21 protein-coding genes are annotated in these 19,710 nt (G+C 37.0%); 18 read left to right on the plus strand and 3 right to left on the minus strand.

The features are described 5' to 3' along the window. The first annotated feature begins 68 nt into the window (after window positions 1-68). The 11 genes from AC3II9_RS15290 to AC3II9_RS15340 all read left to right on the plus strand — a co-directional run bounded on the left by AC3II9_RS15290 (window position 69) and on the right by AC3II9_RS15340 (window position 7,903). Complete coding sequence (locus tag AC3II9_RS15290; protein WP_489156806.1) at window positions 69-764, plus strand: ABC transporter ATP-binding protein; 696 nt, start codon at window positions 69-71, stop codon at window positions 762-764. Continuing rightward, the gene (locus AC3II9_RS15295) at window positions 751-1,851 is read left to right on the plus strand and encodes an ABC transporter permease (RefSeq protein WP_489156807.1); all 1,101 of its coding nucleotides are present in this window, start codon (window positions 751-753) and stop codon (window positions 1,849-1,851) included. Before AC3II9_RS15290 ends, AC3II9_RS15295 begins: the two co-directional genes overlap by 14 nt. Window positions 1,852-2,086: 235 nt before the next feature. Beyond that, window positions 2,087-2,656: a signal peptidase I gene (lepB, locus tag AC3II9_RS15300; RefSeq protein ID WP_489156808.1), complete on the plus strand. Its 570-nt coding sequence runs from the start codon at window positions 2,087-2,089 to the stop codon at window positions 2,654-2,656. A gap of 88 nt (window positions 2,657-2,744) precedes the next feature. Next, window positions 2,745-2,999, plus strand: a complete 255-nt coding sequence (locus AC3II9_RS15305; protein ID WP_489156810.1) for a hypothetical protein — start codon at window positions 2,745-2,747, stop codon at window positions 2,997-2,999. Between the two features lie 228 nt (window positions 3,000-3,227). Then, on the plus strand, window positions 3,228-3,908 hold the full coding sequence (locus tag AC3II9_RS15310) for a response regulator transcription factor (protein ID WP_489156811.1): 681 nt from the start codon (window positions 3,228-3,230) through the stop codon (window positions 3,906-3,908). Between the two features lie 162 nt (window positions 3,909-4,070). After that, window positions 4,071-4,556, plus strand: a complete 486-nt coding sequence (locus tag AC3II9_RS15315) for a YbaK/EbsC family protein (protein WP_489156812.1) — start codon at window positions 4,071-4,073, stop codon at window positions 4,554-4,556. A 106-nt stretch (window positions 4,557-4,662) separates the two neighbouring features. Next, the gene (tlp, locus tag AC3II9_RS15320; RefSeq protein ID WP_489156813.1) at window positions 4,663-4,899 is read left to right on the plus strand and encodes a small acid-soluble spore protein Tlp; all 237 of its coding nucleotides are present in this window, start codon (window positions 4,663-4,665) and stop codon (window positions 4,897-4,899) included. 245 nt (window positions 4,900-5,144) lie between these two features. Then, window positions 5,145-5,561: a pyridoxamine 5'-phosphate oxidase family protein gene (locus AC3II9_RS15325; protein WP_489156814.1), complete on the plus strand. Its 417-nt coding sequence runs from the start codon at window positions 5,145-5,147 to the stop codon at window positions 5,559-5,561. A 15-nt stretch (window positions 5,562-5,576) separates the two neighbouring features. Further along, on the plus strand, window positions 5,577-5,996 hold the full coding sequence (locus tag AC3II9_RS15330; RefSeq protein WP_489156816.1) for a pyridoxamine 5'-phosphate oxidase family protein: 420 nt from the start codon (window positions 5,577-5,579) through the stop codon (window positions 5,994-5,996). A gap of 88 nt (window positions 5,997-6,084) precedes the next feature. Further along, window positions 6,085-7,398, plus strand: a complete 1,314-nt coding sequence (locus AC3II9_RS15335; protein ID WP_489156818.1) for a hypothetical protein — start codon at window positions 6,085-6,087, stop codon at window positions 7,396-7,398. Between the two features lie 253 nt (window positions 7,399-7,651). Beyond that, window positions 7,652-7,903: a hypothetical protein gene (locus AC3II9_RS15340; RefSeq protein ID WP_489156820.1), complete on the plus strand. Its 252-nt coding sequence runs from the start codon at window positions 7,652-7,654 to the stop codon at window positions 7,901-7,903. Window positions 7,904-7,942: 39 nt separating this feature from the next. Here the strand turns inward: AC3II9_RS15340 and AC3II9_RS15345 are convergent, their stop codons facing one another. Beyond that, on the minus strand, window positions 7,943-9,931 hold the full coding sequence (locus tag AC3II9_RS15345) for a methyl-accepting chemotaxis protein (RefSeq protein ID WP_489156821.1): 1,989 nt from the start codon (window positions 9,929-9,931) through the stop codon (window positions 7,943-7,945). Window positions 9,932-10,186: 255 nt separating this feature from the next. Here AC3II9_RS15345 and AC3II9_RS15350 point away from each other — a divergent pair, with 255 nt between their 5' ends. The 4 genes from AC3II9_RS15350 to AC3II9_RS15365 all read left to right on the plus strand — a co-directional run bounded on the left by AC3II9_RS15350 (window position 10,187) and on the right by AC3II9_RS15365 (window position 13,771). Continuing rightward, window positions 10,187-11,269 (plus strand): toxic anion resistance protein, encoded by a 1,083-nt coding sequence (locus tag AC3II9_RS15350; protein ID WP_489156837.1) that lies wholly within the window; start codon window positions 10,187-10,189, stop codon window positions 11,267-11,269. 150 nt (window positions 11,270-11,419) lie between these two features. Continuing rightward, window positions 11,420-11,935 (plus strand): RNA polymerase sigma factor, encoded by a 516-nt coding sequence (locus tag AC3II9_RS15355; protein ID WP_489156823.1) that lies wholly within the window; start codon window positions 11,420-11,422, stop codon window positions 11,933-11,935. After that, window positions 11,925-12,545, plus strand: coding sequence for a zf-HC2 domain-containing protein (locus AC3II9_RS15360; RefSeq protein ID WP_489156825.1), 621 nt, complete (start codon window positions 11,925-11,927; stop codon window positions 12,543-12,545). Before AC3II9_RS15355 ends, AC3II9_RS15360 begins: the two co-directional genes overlap by 11 nt. 302 nt (window positions 12,546-12,847) lie before the next feature. Further along, a complete protein-coding gene (locus AC3II9_RS15365; protein ID WP_489156838.1) occupies window positions 12,848-13,771 on the plus strand; it encodes an alpha/beta hydrolase in 924 nt (307 codons plus the stop codon). 108 nt (window positions 13,772-13,879) lie between these two features. Here AC3II9_RS15365 and AC3II9_RS15370 read toward each other — a convergent pair whose 3' ends face one another. After that, window positions 13,880-14,260, minus strand: coding sequence for a hypothetical protein (locus tag AC3II9_RS15370; RefSeq protein WP_489156826.1), 381 nt, complete (start codon window positions 14,258-14,260; stop codon window positions 13,880-13,882). Window positions 14,261-14,406: 146 nt separating this feature from the next. On the opposite strand from AC3II9_RS15370, the gene AC3II9_RS15375 reads away from it, so the two are divergent. Then, window positions 14,407-15,300, plus strand: a complete 894-nt coding sequence (locus AC3II9_RS15375) for a DMT family transporter (protein WP_489156828.1) — start codon at window positions 14,407-14,409, stop codon at window positions 15,298-15,300. A gap of 88 nt (window positions 15,301-15,388) precedes the next feature. Here AC3II9_RS15375 and AC3II9_RS15380 read toward each other — a convergent pair whose 3' ends face one another. Continuing rightward, window positions 15,389-16,276: an EamA family transporter gene (locus AC3II9_RS15380; RefSeq protein ID WP_489156829.1), complete on the minus strand. Its 888-nt coding sequence runs from the start codon at window positions 16,274-16,276 to the stop codon at window positions 15,389-15,391. Window positions 16,277-16,464: 188 nt separating this feature from the next. Here AC3II9_RS15380 and AC3II9_RS15385 point away from each other — a divergent pair, with 188 nt between their 5' ends. Both AC3II9_RS15385 and AC3II9_RS15390 read left to right on the plus strand, forming a co-directional pair. Next, the gene (locus tag AC3II9_RS15385) at window positions 16,465-18,636 is read left to right on the plus strand and encodes a bifunctional diguanylate cyclase/phosphodiesterase (protein WP_489156831.1); all 2,172 of its coding nucleotides are present in this window, start codon (window positions 16,465-16,467) and stop codon (window positions 18,634-18,636) included. Between the two features lie 90 nt (window positions 18,637-18,726). Next, window positions 18,727-19,455 (plus strand): N-acetylmuramoyl-L-alanine amidase, encoded by a 729-nt coding sequence (locus AC3II9_RS15390; protein ID WP_489156833.1) that lies wholly within the window; start codon window positions 18,727-18,729, stop codon window positions 19,453-19,455. The last annotated feature ends 255 nt before the right edge of the window (window positions 19,456-19,710 follow it).

Here is a 19,710-nt window from a genome sequence, read left to right on the forward strand (position 1 = left end):
TTTACGGCAACAAAATGAAACTATTTTCTCGTTGAATCGTAGAAAAAGATAAGAAAGAGGGATGATTCATGATTTTAATACAGATTAAAGAAGCTGGATACACGCAAGGAAAACCTGTTATAAAAGATATCGGATTTTCGCTACCGGCTGGTCAATTAATCGGGTTGATTGGGGCGAATGGCGCTGGGAAAAGTACGACAATCCAATCCATGATGGGGACGATACCTTATTTTCAAGGAGATATTCAAATCGATACATATGGCTACGTACCTGAGCGCCCGATATTATATGAATATTATACATTGTGGGAGCACATTGATTTATTAATCCGCACGGTTGGTCAAGAGGAGAACGAATTAAAACAACAGGCAAAAGCATTATGTAAGGCATTTCGTTTAGAGGATAAATTGCATGAATATCCGATTCATTTTTCAAAAGGGATGCAGCAAAAAGTGATGCTTGTGTTAGCCTTAACGCCAATATATGAATTGTATATTTTAGATGAGCCGTTTATGGGTCTTGATCCGCAAGCGATAAGAAAACTCATTGAACTGATCGAGGATTACAAAGATCGTGGGGCTGCGATACTAATGTCGACACATGCCCTGGATACGGCTGAAAAAATATGTGACGCCTTTATTTGTATGCATGATGGTGCTATTTTAAAGCAAGGGACACTTCAAGCATTGCAGCAATATGAAGGGCAGCCATTGCTAGATATCTTTGATGAGCTGATTGCAGGTGTGACAGATGGCATTATTTAAAACCCGTCTTTTACAGCAATGGCGATTTCATCGGAAGATATTTCGTAGTGTTGCAGATTGGACAACTTATATGTATTTGTTCATTCCGTTTGGAGCCTTTCTCTTTTTCTTGTATAAGGAAACGATATTGAACGGAGCATATGGCTTTTTTCATTATGTGCCAGCTATTCCCTTTATTTTTTTACTTCTGTTACTAGCAAGTGTGGGGTACGTGCGGACATTTGAAGAGGCAGCGGATCGGCTCTTTTTATTGCAACATCAACGGACATTCCATCAGTTAAAGCGAAGTGCTTTTATGTATTCGCTGTTGATACAAGCTGTCTATATTAGCCTTTGTTTACTAGCACTTTTACCAGTGTTATTGCATCATTATCAATTCACAGCACTCGTCATTAGTCAAATCGTTTGTAGTATGATGCTGTACTTTTTAGTGAGTAAATCTTTTTATTTTCATAAGTGGATAAAAGCGATTGTTCAACTACTCGTCGGAACAGGGCTAACAGGGATGGTTGTCTATGCGAGCTTTAGTACTGTATCCATCACGATATTGTTCATCTTTAGCTGTATCGTCTATTACGAAAAGAGCCATATTCGTTCGAATCGCTATTTTGACCAGCATATTAGTGTGGAACGAGAGGCATATTATCGATGGCAAGCGCGTATTTTCATGGTGAACCCAGAGCTAGGAAGTTTAATGCCTGAAAAGCATACATTAAAAGCACCTCGTTTTTTTAAAAGAAGACTGTTTAAACGGTCAAATGATGCGACGTCGGAGCTTATGCTCAAGACATTAATTCGCAATAAGCGTTATCGATGGGGATATATACGTTTAGTAGCGACGACCATTCCTTTATATTTCATCTTGCCGTTATGGGCAGATATGACGTTACTGATGTTATCCTACTATATGTTAAATAGCTGGTTAATGTCGGTCATGCAAGAAATAAAGGGACATGCTGTTTTTAAAGTATTAACAATAAAAGAGACTGTATGGCATGTGTCGTTCCAACGGATAAAAAGCTATGCTGTAAACTATGTGCTATTCTGTATCGCTATAGTCATACTACTGGAAAATATTTTTAGTTAATAAGTTGCGAAATTACTAACAAGTAGTTGAAATAAAAGGGAATAGGGCTATAATACAAGAACAACTAGACGATAGAGAATTTTTAGCAATTGTTTTGCCAAAGAAGTAAGTGGAATAATATATAGTATACACTATTTTTGAGGTGCATTTGATGTAGCGCCTTTGTCTACTGTATAACGTATTGTGAGAGCTCGCTAGTTTAGCTTAGTACCGAAATGGTAGAGGGGGGATTTTTTTGGACAAGAACATGATAAAAAGGGAAATAATCAGTTGGTTGAACGCGATAGGCGCGGCGATCTTGCTGACAGTTGTCTTACGTTATTTTATTTGTACACCTATTCTCGTTGATGGTGCCTCTATGCTACCGACAATTGACAGTGGGGATCGTGTTATTGTTAATAAAATTGGTCCAAAAATATCCCAATATGACCGTTTTGATGTCATTGTTTTTCGAGTAGATGAGGACACAAATTATATTAAACGAATTATTGGCTTACCTGGTGATCATATTGAATATAAAAATGATGAGCTGTTTATTAATGGCGAGAAGTTTGAAGAACATTATTTGGAAGAACATAAAGTAGCTTTAGCCGATGCGGATATACTTACGGAAGATTTTAATTTACAAGAGTGCTTAGAGGAAGAAATAGTACCAGAAGAATGTTATTTTGTACTCGGTGACAATCGTAAGAGTAGTATGGATAGTCGGAATGAACGTGTAGGTTTTGTAGCCCGAGAACAAATTATCGGTACGGTTGATTTAGTTGTATGGCCACTCCATCATTTAAGCTTTATTCAAAATTAACAAGCGGTTTACTAAAGACTTTGAAGAACATTATTGGTATAATTTGTATAAGTTTTTAGTGGTGAATTAAGGATTAGAGGTGTAGAAAATGATTGATTTTCTCATTGTGATGGTGACGATGATAGCGGTAGCATCTATCCCATTAACAGCGATTATTACAGCGCATCGCCGAGGACAGGCGAAAATACAAGTAAAAATGCTAGAAAAAGAAATCGAACTAGAGCAGCTTCGACTAGAAACATTCAAAGTGGAAACAGACAAAATGAAGCTAGATCTCGAGCAATCCAAGCAAATGTACTTAGATACACAAAAACAAATTGCGTATCAAAATGAAGAAAGATAGAAAGTCATCCTCTGCGATTGGCTAGACGGATGTGAACGCCAAAATAAGCTAGGGTTATATGAAACCTAGCTTATTTTTTTAGTAGAATGTAAAGATGTTTTAATTATTTGTAAAATTATAATAACTAATACATGGAAAATATTATAATAGACTTTAAAGAATGATTAATGAAGTAAATACAAAAGTGAGGTGAGATCCTACTACTTAACCGCGAGTGGGAGATGAAGTATGAATAAAATATTAATCATTGAAGATGACTGGGATATTAATGAAGTGCTCGTACTCTATTTAAAAAATGCAGGATTTGAAGTGTATACCGCTACAACGTTAGCAGCTGGTGAAAAACGATTATGTGAAACGCCTATCGATCTTATTTTGCTTGATGTTAATTTACCAGATGGAAATGGATTTGATTTTGCAAAGAAAATCCGCAAGCAGTTCGATACCATTATTATTTTTGTGACAATTCATCATTATATCGAACAAAAATTACAAGGGTTTGAAGTTGGCGGCGATGATTATATTACAAAACCATTTATTCCAAAAGAGGTTGTTGCCCGTGTTCAAGCACAGTTACGCAGAAAAGGCACTACAATACACGAGCAGGTCATTGAACTAGATAATTTACGACTCGACTTAGATCAAAAAGAAGTATATAAAGACGGTGAACGTGTCAATTTATTTACAAAAGAAAAGAAGCTCCTTTTTTATTTAGTTGAAAATGCCAATAAAGTCGTGAGTAGTGAGCAAATTATTAATGAAGTATGGGGCTTTGACGGGATTGCTGATTCGAAAACCGTGGCGGTACACATTAGTACTTTACGGCGTAAAATAGGGGATTCGTATTCTAAAGGTAGCTGGATACAAACGGTGAGAGGGTTTGGATATAAATTTGTGACAAACGAATAATGAATTTTTCCCAAAGCATTTATACTAGCCACACGTTCTTCGCTTGTAAAGGAGCAAAAGGTTAATTTGCATAGATAATTGAATATTCCGATACTATATAGTGATTTTACGGTATAATGGTTCTATCATGTAAAGAGGTATTAGATAAAAGGAGTTTTAGTTATGAGTTTACAAGCCGTTCAAGCATTTTTTGCAAACCATGGTCGCGAGGAGGATATCGTTGTCCATGCCCAAAGCACAGCATCTGTACAAGAAGCAGCAGAGGCAATTGGTGTACATCCAGCACGTATTGCGAAAACACTTTGCTTTCAAGGAAAAGATACACCGATTTTAATTGTTGCAGCGGGTGATACGAAAGTAGACAATGCGAAATTTAAGCAAACATTTGGAGTGAAAGCAAAAATGCTCGATCCAGACAGTGTTTTACAGGTGACAGGGCATTCCATTGGTGGCGTTTGTCCTTTTGGGCTAGTAACAGACGTACCTGTCTATGTAGATGCGTCGTTAAAACGTTTTACAACAGTGCATCCCGCATGCGGCAGTTCAAATTCCTCTATCGAATTAACGGTCGATGAGTTAAAACTATACGCCCATGCACAAGGGGAAGTCGATGTGTGCAAAGATTGGGATGCAGCATTAGCCCAGTAGTACATAGGACAAGTTGCGGTAACATTTTAACAATAGAGGCGTATAAAGCTTGATCAGAATACCACAATAAATCTGTCATTTGAAAATACATGATGGAGGGGTATTGATGTCAAACAAATATCAAGCAAAGCCAGATGACCGTTCAAACAATGTCGAGCGTTTACAATCCATGGTGAAAAATACGATGGAAAATATGGAAGCTGCAGAAGAAACGATGCTCTATGCAAGCCCTGAAGAACGAGCGCAAATTGAAGCGAAAAATAAACGACGAGAACAGTCTGTTGCAGCAATGCAAGCGGAAATGCAAGACGAAAAAGCAGCTCGTGAACAAGGCTATAACTAGAAGTTTAACTATAAAAACTATACAAAAACGCTAGCGGACATTCCATCGCTAGCGTTTTATTTACGAATGGGCAAGTATGAGTATGCTAATACCATTTTAAATTGTTATTTCCACCTAGTTGTAGTGATTAGTGTAAGCACTAGCGCCCGTTCATAATAAAAAATGATTTTCTCCATCCTTTTGTTTAATTACATCGTATAAGGGCATTTTATACATAGATGATCAAGTGAAAGGAGAGAGGATTGTTGAACAATTCATTACGAGATCAAGCGTTAGACATTTTATCGAAGCATTCTGTTGGCGTCATGGCCACTGTGTCAAATGGTAAACCAGATTCACGTTACATGACATTTTCAAATGATGGGTTTACTTTGTACACGGTAACCCCAAAAGATTCAGGGAAATTAGACGAGCTGAGAAAGAATCCTCATACTCATATTTTATACGGGTATGAAAATGAAGAGCTAGGGGAGACCTTTTTAGAAATTGAAGGGAAAGTATTAGAATCAAATATAGATGAAATGAAAGAGCGCATTTTATCTAATTATAAAGGAGACTATTTAGGTGATGCGTCCTCTTTAGTCCTATTAAAGATTGAGCCAGAGCGTCTGCGATTTATGAATAAAAGTGGAGATAACCGAGAGGAAATCAACTTCCATTAAGAAGGGATGAGGCGGATGGACAATTTACAAGAGCAAATCTTAGATATTTTAGATAGCAAAAAAATCGGATCCATGGTGACAGTAAAAGGTGATAAGCCTTATGCACGTTACATGACTTTTACGAATAGAGGATTTAAGCTTTATACGATGACAGAAGATGATTCATCCAAAGTATTGGACCTTGAAAATAACCCGTATACCCATATTTTATTTGGATATACAGAGTCCGATGAAAATGCCCCTTATCTCGAAATTGAAGGGAAAGTAACAGACTTTATCGATGATGAATTAAAGTTAAAAGTGACGAACTTTCTCCGTGGTCTAATCAATGATAATGCACATGATATGATTACACTGGAAATTGAGCCTACTTGTATTCGGTTAATGAATAAACAAGGACAACCTCCTCAGGAATTAACGTTCCCGTTAGCTTAATTGAGAGGCGATCTTCCATTAGGGGAGATCGCCTTTTATATTAAGAAAGGCTGTCCTCATGTTATGCTAGGAGGAAAGGAGTGAGAAGATGCTAGAAAAGTTACAACCCTTTGTTGATCAGCAACTTGCTCGAATTGTCCAGCAAGATGAGATTCAATTTATTTATGACATTAGCGGTGAATTAGTCGGAGAAATACATATGGAAGAAGGGCAGCTACAGCGCATTGATTTTTATGATGTGGATGCTTTAATGGAGCAGGGTGTCCCGTTAACAAACAGTGCGCTGATGGATGCTATCGTACGTCCCAATCATGCACTATTTGAAATAGAAGCAAAGGAAATTTCAACAATCGCTTGGCGTATAAAGGAAGCGCTAGATAATCGTGATTTAAAGCTCGACGTCATTGTAGACTTTGATGCGAATTATTTAGCTACATTTGAAGAAGTGGAGCCGCGCTACCGTCTTGCTTTGCCGAATTCAGGTCTTCAGCTGTCGATTAAACGGGACGGGACGTTAGCAAGTGCAACATTTATGCATGAACATTATACCGTACAATATCCAGAAACGATGATTTCTCCTGAGGAAGCAAAAGTTATTTTGTTACAGCAACCACTCATGCAGTTAGCGATTCATATGGAAAATACTTGGCATTATGTGTATGTACCAGCATACGATATGTATGGGGTAGGAGTAGACGGACACGTAAAAAAGATGAGCGAATGGCCTGAAATGATAGGATTTGGCTATGATGTATTGCCGGAAGTACATATAGATAAGCTGCTTGAAATATTACTGCTTGGTGGGAGACAAGGACGTGTGGAATACACGGAACAGGAAGAAGAGCGCTACTGGGACGTAATCGTAGACGAAGCATTGCAACAATCCACAGTAGAGCAACCGTTTACTCGTGCTTGTCAGGCATTAAAGTATGCAGTAGGGGAAGCGTATGAAAAGTATAGGCTTGAACGAATGCCAAATACTGTTCCTGTATACAACTATGCTCCTTTTTATCTAGACGAGGTAGAAAATGAATACACAACTTATCGGTTCGTATACGAGCATCAAGGGATTTATTTATCGGAAAAAGCATCGGAAATCGTTGTGCATAACGAAACAGGGCATATACAATCGATGGCGATTTCCACGATTCCTTACGAGCAATTAAACGAGCTACCAAAACCGATGATTACACTGGAAGAAGCCAATGCTATCGTGAAACAATATGTGGATGTCGCACTAACAGTAGAGCGAGCAGATTTAGGAATAAATGAATACAACTTGATGTATAGCATAGATTATCCTCATTCTCCAACAGGCGGACATATTGAATCGATTAATGCTTATACAGGGGCGATTACATATGTTGAAACAGGGTTTGTTCCGATAAACGAAGAAAGTTAAATGTATAATAGAATGAATATCTCCTACGTAAAAGAATATTACGCTAGGAGATTTTTTTATGAATCGAAAGTATAAGTTTCATGGATATCCGCAAAGATGTGTCTCTCTAAATAGGTAAAACTATTTTGATTGACATGTATATTTTAAATGCCATGGTCTCATAATGGTAAAAATAGATAATGTGAAATTGTTATATTTTATAAAAATTAAGAATAGTTAATAATGAAGTTGTAGAATGAGGAGGAATGGATAGATGTTTGAAGTAGGACAATGGGTGTCATATCGACAAACTCCGGCTTTTATTTTAGAGGCAAATAATATAGAAAAAAAATATTTAATTCAAGCACCAAAAGTGTCGAAGTTATCATATTGGATTCCGGAAGATTATTTAAGACCGAATGAGGAAGTCCAATTGTTAGAAGAAGATATTTACGAGTTAAAAGTAGTAGCCATTAAAACAGGGGATTTACAATGGTATCGTGAATTATCACAACAATATCAATAAATAAGGGTGCTTCGTCAGTTTTGCGAAGCACCCTTTTAATTATAGCTTAAATCGACTTACGGCTGTAGCGAGTTCGTTGCTTAAGTTGTTTAATTGTTCTGAAGCCACAGCAACAGAGTGAATCGCTGTCAGTTGCTCATTTGAAGTGGCGCTTACTTCTTGACAGGCAGCAGCTGATGTTTGGGCATTTGCAGCCATTTTCTCAATAGTCTGTAGCACTTCATCTTTGTAGCGATTGACACCATCTATTTCGTGGTGAACAGCTACAAACGATGCATTAATACGATCAATACAATTTGCTAAATTCGTAAATAGACTACTTGTATTTTCAACAATGTCATTTGATTCATTGAATGTCTGTTGCATATCATTCATACGTTGGGAGACAATTTGTGACTCCTGTTGAAGTTGTGTAATTGTCTGTTTTACTTGTTCGGTTGCGTCAGCAGACTGTTCAGCTAGCTTTCGTACTTCATTAGCTACAACAGCAAATCCTTTCCCGTGTTCCCCAGCACGAGCGGCCTCAATCGATGCGTTTAAGGCAAGTAAGTTTGTTTGAGCCGAAATGGCACTAATCGTATTCATAATAGAATCAATGGAGCCAATTTTATGCTCTAATGCAGTAATGACCGTACCCATTTGTTGTAATTCTTGTTCTGAATGCGCAAAGCTTGTCCGAAGTAGCCCCATTTTTTCGCGGCCCCCTTCATTTAATGCGCCAGCTTCAGCAGTAATAGCCTCGGTAGCGTGGGAGCGTTCATTGATGTTGTGGATTTTTTCGGCCAATGTTACAGATTGTTCTGTCACCGCTTCTGCATTCATAGAAGATTCTGACGCACCGATGGCAATTTCATTGACCGCGGATGAAACTTCGATTGCAGATGCGCTTGTTTCCTCAGCCATTGCACTTAAATGATGGGAACGTTCTTCTACATTAGCAGATGAATTTTTTACGACTTGAATAATATTTTTCATATGATGAATCATGTCGTTAAAATGATGTGCAAGGCGACCGATTTCATCGCGACTTTTTACATCAATATGTACGGTTAAATCACCGTCTGATACGCGCTCCATTAATGTGCCAAGCGTATAAAGCGGTTTAATAATACGTGAAATGAAAAAGTACAGTACAACAAATGTGACGACTAAAATTAAAATAGTAATAATAAAAATAATTTTTTGAATATCTTTCGCAACAGTTTGTAACTGATCAATCGTGTAAATCGCACCTACTGTCCAATTTAAGTCAGGAATCTTTTGATAAATAATGATTCGATCTTCACCGTCAATTGTTGATTCTAATTTATTTGTGCCGTTTGTATTTTTCATTTGCTGGACAAAGTCATAGTTTGCGAGGCTTTCACCGGCCAGGGTAGGGTGTGCAACAGCCGTGGCGTTGTCATCTAATATAAACGGATAGCCTTCATAGCCTAATTCAATTGCGGATACCATATTAGTTAAGCTTTCTAGTAAAATATCGACCCCTAGTACACCGATCACTTCATTTCCATCATAAACCGCTTTCGAACCGGTGATGGCATATTGGCCTGTCGCCGCATCAATATATGGGTCGGACCATGTAACAACGGATGGATTAGCCATGCTATCGATATACCAACTACGAGTAGTCGCATCGACGTCTTGAATGCCATCAAAATGTGGTTCAAATAAAATGTGATCTGCCTGTGCAAAATAAATACCCGAAGCTTCCCCGTAGTGATGCATAAATGTCGTGAACTCTGTACGAAGTGTTTTGTCTGCTTCGTCAAATAACACTTCATTTTCTTTAAAATAGGTAATGACCTCATCTGATTCAGCATATGTAAGCAATACTTTTTCATAAACACCAAGTGCTGTTGTGACGTTATTTGAAAGTTGGTCTACAAGCGATTTGCTTTGTTCGACAACGCTTTCTTCTGTTTTGTTTGTAATAATAATGGAACTAATTGAAGCTAAGGAACTTAATCCAATCACGACAATTAAAATAACAATACCTATAATTTTCCATTTGACGGATAATTTCATCCATCTTGCCCCCTTTTTTAACATAACGATACTTATTCTAACACTTTAGAATTTTTAGTAAAGGAAAAATCGTTCTTTTGTCTGTAAATTGATTGTATGAAATATTGAAACTTTTGGGGGAGAAGTTCGTATGGTAAAGTAAGGGTAAGCCTTTAACTGTAGAACGGAGGAATTGTAATGACTGAAATGAAAAATCCACTATTTGACGATTTGGATGCAAGAACGTCAACACCAGAACAACCAAAACAGGAAGTAATGGAAGCTACACCAACACAATTAGTATCTAATGAGGAATTATCACAAATTCGCCAACGACAAATCAAACTAAAAACGGAACCCCGTGTTTTACAGCTAGCCGATAAAATTGATGTAAATAATCAAATTGCTGTACTAGAGTTTGGGAAAGAAACAGCAAAAGGGATTTCTACATTTTCTGATCGTATGTTAGCGACGATTAAGACAAGTAATCTTGAAAAATCAAGTACGCTGTTAAATAACTTGAATAAAATTATGGACCGCTTTGATCCAAAAGAATTTTTGGAAGAGGAAAAAAAGGGTGGTTTTTTAAAACGTTTATTTACTCGTAGTAAAGAACAATTAGAACGCATTTTAGCAAAATACGATAGTATGAGTAAAGAAGTGGACGCTGTTCATACGGAAATTCAAAAGTATGAAATTGAAATGAAACGCAATACGATTGAATTAGAGCAAATGTATGATGAAAACTTAAATTATTTCCATTCATTAAGCGAGCATGTAGCAGCCATTGATGTGAAACTAGAGCAATTACAGGCGTATTTACCAACGCTTGAAGCGAAAGGCAATGCGGGCGACCAAGAAGCATTAATGGAGCTTGATACAGTTCGTCGGAATATGGAACTGTTAGAGCAACGAAAGTATGATTTAGAAATGGCACAGCAAGTGAGCTTCCAATCTGCTCCACAAATCCGCTTGATGCAACAGGGTAATAACAACTTAATCGCTAAAATTAACTCTGCTTTTGTCACGACGATTCCAATTTTTAAACAAGGGTTGATTCATGCAGTGACATTGCAGCGCCAAAAACTTGTATCCGATTCGATGGCGGAATTAGACAAGCGTACGAATGAAATGCTCATTCGCAATGCCGAAAATATTCGCCAAAATTCAGTAAATATCGCTCGTCAATCAGGTGCACCAAGCATTTCTGTGGAAACGATTGAAACAACATGGCAAACGATTATGCAAGGTATTCAAGAGACGAAACAAATTCAGGCAGAAACAATGCGCAACCGTGAAGAAGGGCGTAAACGCATTGAGAAACTGCAATTAGAATACGAGAAATTAAAGCGTATGTAATAGATAAAACGGAGCTATCCCATCAGTAGGATAGCTCCTGTTTTTTTGTGTAATAATATTTTTTATAAAAAATTGAAATTTCTGTAACGAATGGGGTTTAAAATCTATATATAAGTATCCCAGTTTAAATTTGGTGAGAGGAGGGGAAAGGTGGAGGATTTAAGTGAAGTGTATAAATCCTATGCAAATGAAGTAAAGCGTTTTCTCGTTTGTTTAACTTCTAATGTAGATTTGGCGGAGGAACTGACCCAAGAGACCTTTTATCAGGCAGTAAAATCGATTCATCGGTATAACGGAGAATGTAAAATGTCTGTCTGGTTATGTCAAATTGCGAAGCATACTTATTATAACTACTTAAAAAAGGAAAACCGCTATCACTCCATGAGTGTAGAAAATATGATGCAAATGGGGGAGGAAATAATGTCTACGGTTGATTTACCGGATGTTGAGCTCGCTAGGAGAGATACGCTTATTTCTTTACATAAAGAAATCCATTTGTTACATGAGCCTTATCGTGAAATTTTTTTACTAAGAGCCTCTATTAATCTAAGTTTTAAAGAAATTGGAGAAATATTTAATAAAAGTGAGAACTGGGCAAGGGTAACGTATTATCGAGCCAAATTAAAACTAGCAGAAAGGGTACAAGGTGATGATTATGAATTGTAATATTATCAAAGATTTATTGCCATCTTATGTAGATGATCTTTGTAGTGAAGAGACACGTATAGTTGTACAAGAACATGTAGCGCATTGTGAACAATGTGGACGCTATTTAAAGATGATGGAGCAGCCAACGAATACGATTCAACTGGTGTCAGAAGAAGTCATCGTGGCTAAAGCACCTTTTAAACAGATTATTAAAAATCGACGTATTCAAGTAATTGTAGCTATTATACTTACGTTTATGATGACGGTCATAGGGGGCTTCGTCATTCAAGAAGTTGGTGTTGTCAATCAAATATTCTTTCCAAGAGAAATAGCTTTTGCAAAGGTGATAGATGATACGGAACAATGGGAAACTTTAAAGTTTGGGGAATTGGGCGACGAAGATTTGTTTATGTTTGATAGTATTTTTTGGGATAAAGAACTGGTTAATCGTATTAGTAATGAAAGCGATATTTTATTACGAGTGAAGGATAAAGATGGTCATATACTCATTGGCCCAGTTCAAGTACCGGCTGGCACAAGTGTAAAATTAGATGGGTTGCAAAGGAATGAGCCGTATTTCTTTGAAATCCAAGCACCACAAGGAAGATATTTTATTAGTGTAATATGAAGCAAGTAAATCATCTTGCAAAAAATTAGGCTATTTCAAATAGTAAAGTTACAAAAAATTAGTTGAAGCCGTGCTCGCGAAAAGCGTCCGCCGGAATGGAATCAACGGCATCGAAGAAAAAGAGAGTACATGCACAACAATTCATTCATGTACTCGCTCCTGTTATTTAATAAATTTTTTCAGCGTCCTCCAAGTAGTCGGGGGATTTTTTATTTGCATTCATAAGCGTATTGCTATATCATAAAGTATATTAAGTTTATCGGAATTAAAGGTATTATAAATGAGTAAAGGTTGTGACATGGATGACATATGTAAAAGAAAAAGCGAAACGTTACTTAACGAATTTTAATCGATTACCTTCATTAACGACAATGACGCCGCAAAGAGCGAGAGCATTGCGAGCAGCATTGCCACCAGTTACTGTTAAAACAGGTACGGTAGCTACGATTGAAAATCGAACAATTACAGTAAGGGACGGTGCAAACATTCCAATCCGTATTTATACACCAAAAGGGGATGGACCTTTCCCGATTATGATTTATTATCACGGTGGCGGTTGGGTACTAAACGACTTAAGTACATGTCATGCAAGCTGCACATTACTCGCAGAGAAGACAAAATCCATTGTCGTGTCTGTGGAGTATCGCCTAGCACCTGAATTTAAATTTCCAATTCCGTTACATGATGCATATGATGCGTTCACGTGGGTAAAAAGTGAGGTAACACAACTACAAGGAAATGGTGTTATTGCAGTAGCCGGAGATAGCGCGGGAGGCAATTTAGCTACGTGTGTGGCACTCTTAGCGAAAGAACAACATCTAAACATTGATGCACAAATTTTACTGTATCCGGTGACGAATTTATCTTATAAAAGTGATTCATATGAAACCTATGCAACAGGATTTGGATTGGACCGCGATGTGATGAAATGGTTTGGCCATTACTATATTCGAACAGAAGCAGATGCGAAAAATCCACTAATCGCACCGCTTCATGGAAAGTTAGCAGGCTTACCACCAACATTTTTGTTAGTGGCAGAAAATGATGTATTACGTGATGAAGGATTACTTTATGGCAAAAAATTAGCGCAATCCGGTGTAGTAGTCCAACAGTCCATTGCTTCTGGGCTTGTCCATAGCTTTTTTACTAAAAATGATGTATTTGAAGAAGAAATTGATGGAACGATTGAAGAAATAACGAACTTTTTAGAAACGTATGTTTATTAATGGCGTGTTGAGATTGTGAAATATCTGGAGCTTTTTTGAAAGTATAAAAAATGCAATTCGACTTCGATTCGAATTGCATTTTTCTGTTATTGGTTTTATGGGTAGTGATTATTCTTTCTCATAAAAATAATTATGGAGCGGTAGAGAAAAGCCGATACTGCCAAGTGTACCTCCTAGCCATTTTGGTACAAAATCGGATAGTTCAACGTTTGTTAAATAAATTCCTTCTCGTGATAAGACTTTTTTAACAGCAGTGACAAATTCATGTAATGTAAAGGACTCTCCAAGATTCAGTTTTTCCTCATAATCTTTTGTTAATTGTTGGAGTAAGTAAAAGGTATGTTCGTCCATATTCGTTGAAATGACATATTGGTATATGGCATATTTTTGATGGTTAGCTGCTAAGTTTTGTAAAAGTTGAATTTGAAAATCTTGACGTGCAATTTGTTTTTCAAGTGCTTGTAGTCGTTCTTCGATTGTTCTATACATATATTCACCTCACTTTAGTTTTTTAGTTAAAGCACATCGGTTATGTTCTATTATATCAAAAAGGTGCTATATTTTATCTGAAATAGATGCTAGACTATGTCGAGTATAGAAATTTGAGTAATGGTTCGAGATATTGAGGTGTTTTTATGGACCGACTAAAAGGAATTTTAATGATTATTATAGGATCGATATCCTGGGGAGCGACAGGTCCGATCATGGAATGGTTGTTATCTACAACAGAAATAACCCCTTCATTTATGCTTGCTGTTCGTTTAATTATTGCAGGCACACTGTTACTAGCCTTTTTACATGTAAAGGGTACAAATGTCTTTGCTATTTGGAGACAAGCAACATGGCGTAACCAGTTACTTATTTTTAGTATTGTCGGCATGCTAGGCCTACAGTTTACATTTGTAAAAACGATTGAAGAAAGCAATGCAATTGTTGCTACATTATTACAGTTTTTAGCGCCTATTTTTATTATACTCTATGTGTCGATTACGCATAAAAAATGGCCACCAAAAGCACAAGTGATCGGCATTATCGGTACATTGTGTGGTCTCTTTTTGTTGCTGACGAATGGCTCAATCAGTTCATTAATGGTGAGTAAAACCGCACTTATATGGGGTGTTGCAGTAGGATTTACGTATGCATTTTACACATTATATCCAGCACGTCTGATGAAAGAGTGGGGCGTATTAGTCGTTGTTGCGTGGGGATTTTTACTGAGTGGAATGGAGCTATCTGTAATAGGAAGAATTTGGGCGACAGATGAGTGGGGGTTACTCGCTAATTCAACAGTGATGTGGATGATTGCAGGGCTTGTGATTTTTGGTACCGTTGCATTCGTGTTATTTTTAAGCAGTATGAAATATATTACGGCAGTCGAAACGAGTGTGTTATCAAGCTTTGAGCCGGTAACTGCAACGATTATTTCGGTACTTTGGCTCGGTTCAGTCATGCAGATGTGGCAAGTTGTCGGCATCATGCTCATGCTTGTATTTGTTGCGTATTTATCAATTGCTGGCAAGAAGGAATAAGGTAGAAAAGGGGGTGTTCTGAAAGTTTTTACTTTTAGGACACCCCACTTTTTTATTTTGAGAGACGCAGCAGAAAATTTTACGTACCTCACTTTCGCACCGCTAAATAGATCATCATTAAAATAATTAATCCTGTACCGAGCCATTGGAATGTGCCGAATGGTTCGCCAAGCCATAATACAGTTGCAAGTACAGCTGTTAGTGGCTCGATGTTACCAAGTAAACTTGTTTCCTTCGCTGTTAGTGTTTGCAAGCTTTCAATATAAAACCAAAATGCAAGCATTGTCCCAAAGATGACGACAATAATTAAATAGAAGATTGTCTCGCCTGTCCAAGTGGATATGTTTACATCCCAAACAGGATACACTAGATTGATTGCGACAGCTCCGATCACCATTGCCCAGCCAACAATTACAAGCGAATCGTATTTTTTTAACAGGGGAATCGCATACAACGTATAAAAAGCGAGTGTAACGCCGGCTAAAAGCCCCCATACAATAGCAGGCATCGGAACAGCGAATGCAGAAACAGAACCGTTTGTTAGTAAAAAGAAGCAGCCTGATAATGCAAGTGTTACTGTTACAAAGTCTTTCCTACTAAACTTGGATTTCTTTGTTAGCACTAACCAGACGATAATCATCACGGGTGCTAAATATTGCAATAAAGTGGCAACAGCCGCGTTTCCATAATTAATACTTGCTAAATATGTATATTGAACTGCTAGCATACCAACAAGCCCGAAAATGATCAGACGAAGGGCATCAGTTTGCCAAACACGAAAGACTTGTTTGCGGTCTTTAAATATGCTTTGTGTAAGTAGGAGTAAAATGCCTCCGATTAATAATCTGATCGTCACAAGCCAACCGACTCCGACCTCAAACTTTTGGAATAATTGCTGTGACATGGTGCCCCCGATTCCCCAGAAAAAAGCCCCTAAAATCACGAGGGTAAAACCTACTAATTTATTTTTTGCCATAATAACCTCTTACTATATTGATATCATATCGATTGTAGCCTAACTATAGATAAATAGAAAGGAATTGTTAAATATTCTTAAACAATTCTTAAACAATATACTTAAATGTATATTATTTATGTTAGTATAGAAAATATACAATACATACAAAAAATAGAAATTTTTTTACTGAAGAGAGGGATACATCCTTGAAAACATATAAACAAATAGTGCATGAACAGAAGTCATTGTTTTTATATGTTTTACTTACATATGTTATAGCAGGGGTAGCAATTATCTTTCGAGAACCGCTGTATGGCATTTTTGGTGAACGTAATTATGTGACAATTCACTTAATCATTGAAATATTTATTTGTTTTTTCTCTTTATCCATTGCTGTACAAATTTGGTTAATTTCTAAATATAATCCGAAAAATCACACCATTTATATGGGTGCATTATTTTTAATGATGGGGATATTAGAAGTGAATCATGCCATCGCCTATAAAGGAATGCCTTACTTTATTCAAGAAAGTGGTCCATATTTAGCTACATGGTTTTACGTTATTCCTCGGATAATGTTTCCATTAGGGTTAGTGATTATCTTTTTAATAAAAGAAAAAGAAATTTCAAATAGTAGAAGATTACAATCGTATGCGCTCAGTATCACCTTTAGTTTGATCGTAATTGTTATGGTGTATATGCCAACTCAACTCTTACCAGTACTTGTTGATGAAAATGGGACAACCGCATTAAAAAATAACTTACAAATGGCTGCTTTAGTTTTACAAATTGCTTTAATTATTTTATTAGTAAAACGCATAAAAGTGATGCCACGCCGAGCAATACTAATGATTGCTGCATCGCTTTACTTATTATGTAGCGATATTATGTTTGTCTCTTATAAGGATGTATATGATATTTATAATTTCACAGGCCATATTTTCCAACTTCTCGCGTATTTGTTATTGTTTAAAGCAATTTATTATTTAACGGTTGAACAACCATTTAATAAATTAATGGAAGCAAATACATCATTGGAACAGTCAGAGCAAAAGATTAAACAGCTAGCGTATTACGATGAAATAACAAAACTACCAAATGAACGGTATTTAATGGAATATTTATCGGGAAGTTTAAAACTAGGGGAGTCTCGTAAAGCACTTGTTATTTTTGGGGTAGGAAGATATTACAGTATCAAAAATTCGCTTGGTACGAAATATACAGATAAAATGCTTGTCATGATTACAGAGCGATTACAAAAGTTTTTACCTGCAAATTATGTACTGTGCAAATTGGCGGAAGACCGATTTGCTATTTTTATAGAAAAACATGATGATTCTCAAAAAATTTACAAGCTTTCACAGCAATTAAAAGAGATGATGGAAGAACCGCTTGCTATCGACCATTTTGCTCTAAATAGTAATGTTGATATTGGGATTTCATTGTATCCAACAGATACAAGTAATCCAGAAGATTTACTGCAATTTGCAAAGTTTGCTACATATGAAGCGGAAAAGGAACCAGATCGTATAGCTTTTTATACAGCTGACATGCAAAAAGCACAGTCAGAGCGCATTGTTTTAGAAAATGATTTAAAAAATGCGATTGCACGCGACGAGCTGTTCTTAGAATATCAACCACAATTAAATTTACGCACAGGGGAGATTCGCTCGGCAGAAGCACTTATTCGTTGGCGTCATCCAAAGAGAGGATTAATTTCACCGTTTGAGTTTATTCCAATCGCTGAAGAGAGTGGTTTAATTGTTCCTATTGGCCAATGGGTGCTGGAGCGAGCTTGTCGTGAAACAGTAACTTGGCAGCAAAAATATAAGCAGCCGATGAAAGTAGCGGTTAACTTATCGATGGGGCAACTTTATCAAGAGGATTTTGTTAATTTTGTAAGGCAAACATTACAACAAACAAAATTGAAGTCACAATATCTTCAACTAGAAATTACTGAAAGTATGACGATGAATACAAAGCAAATTATTCCTGTACTGAAAGAGCTGAAAGAACTAGGCGTTGCCATTGCTGTCGATGATTTTGGGACAGGCTATTCATCTTTGTCCTATTTAAAAGATTTCCCCATTGATTGCTTAAAAATCGATCGTAGTTTCATAGGGAATATTTTAGAAAATCCAAATGATGAAGCATTAGTGAGAATGATTTTATCGATGGCAAAGCATTTAAATTTAAAGGTCGTTGCAGAAGGAATTGAAACGGTTGAGCAACTAGACTATTTACTACATAGCGACTGTGATAAAATTCAAGGGTATTTTATTAGTAAACCGATTTCGTATACAGCACTTGAAACCGATTTTACAAAAATACAGCAATTTGCAGCTGAGCAACTATCTAAGTTGAAAGTAAAGAATTAAGATTGACGTCTCCTGAACAAGTCAGGAGGCGTTTTTTTGTCCCGATTCTGAAGAGACATTTCGATAGTAGTAAGTAAAGGAGGGAATGCAATGATTACGATTAGTCCAGGCCATTGGAAAGTAGGGTCAGGGGCGGTTGGTTTAATTGATGAGGTGACAGAAGCAAGGAAAGTGGTTGACCGGGTTGTGAAATTACTTGAATATCGAGGGATTAAGGTCCATAAAATCGTTGATAATCAATCCAAAAATCAGCGTGAAAACGTACAATTTTTAGTGAGCTCACACAATAAAACAGACCGACGAATCGATGTAAGCATCCATTTTAATGCGATTAAAGGGATTGAAACAAGAGCTATTGGAACAGAAGTATTGTATCAAGAGGAAGCAGTTAAGCCGCTAGCGATCAATTTAAGTAAAGCAATTGCTACAGCAGCTAGTTTTATAAACCGCGGTGCGAAAAAACGATTAGATTTAGCTTTTTTAAATCACACAACAAAACAAGCGGTATTACTTGAAATTTGTTTCGTTAATTCTACGGTAGATGTTGCCTTGTACGAAAAACACTTTGAAGCAATCTGCCAATCAATCGCGTCCACACTGGCTGAATATATACAGCCTGCTATTCAAATGTTCTCCAGTCCAGCATTGCACGATCGTGTAGAGGCGATCTTTTATGACAACACGAAAGTGGCGCATTTACTACAAAAAGGAGTAGAAAGGGGTATCTTCTTACCAGTGTGGCAAGAAAAACATGCGCAAGGCAACTTAAGACTGATGGATTTTTGTGGATTATGTGTGTTGTTAGGTGAGGAAGAGTAATAGATGGGCTAAAAAATGAAAGCATAACTTTGCGAAATAGGGATGGTGTGACGGAAGCTTGCACCGTCTTTTTTATTTCATAACTCATAATGAACAAATTTATAAATATATATTACCAGTTGGGTAACCGTTGATTTCCGCTCCATTCGGCTCGCTTTCCACGGGCATGGCCTCAGCCCATAGCTGTAAACTTAAGCTTTTTCAACCGTTCCACAGTAGACGGCATCACCTGTTTTCACTGCTTTAGTTGAGGTA

The organism is Lysinibacillus sp. RU7 (assembly GCF_057837305.1).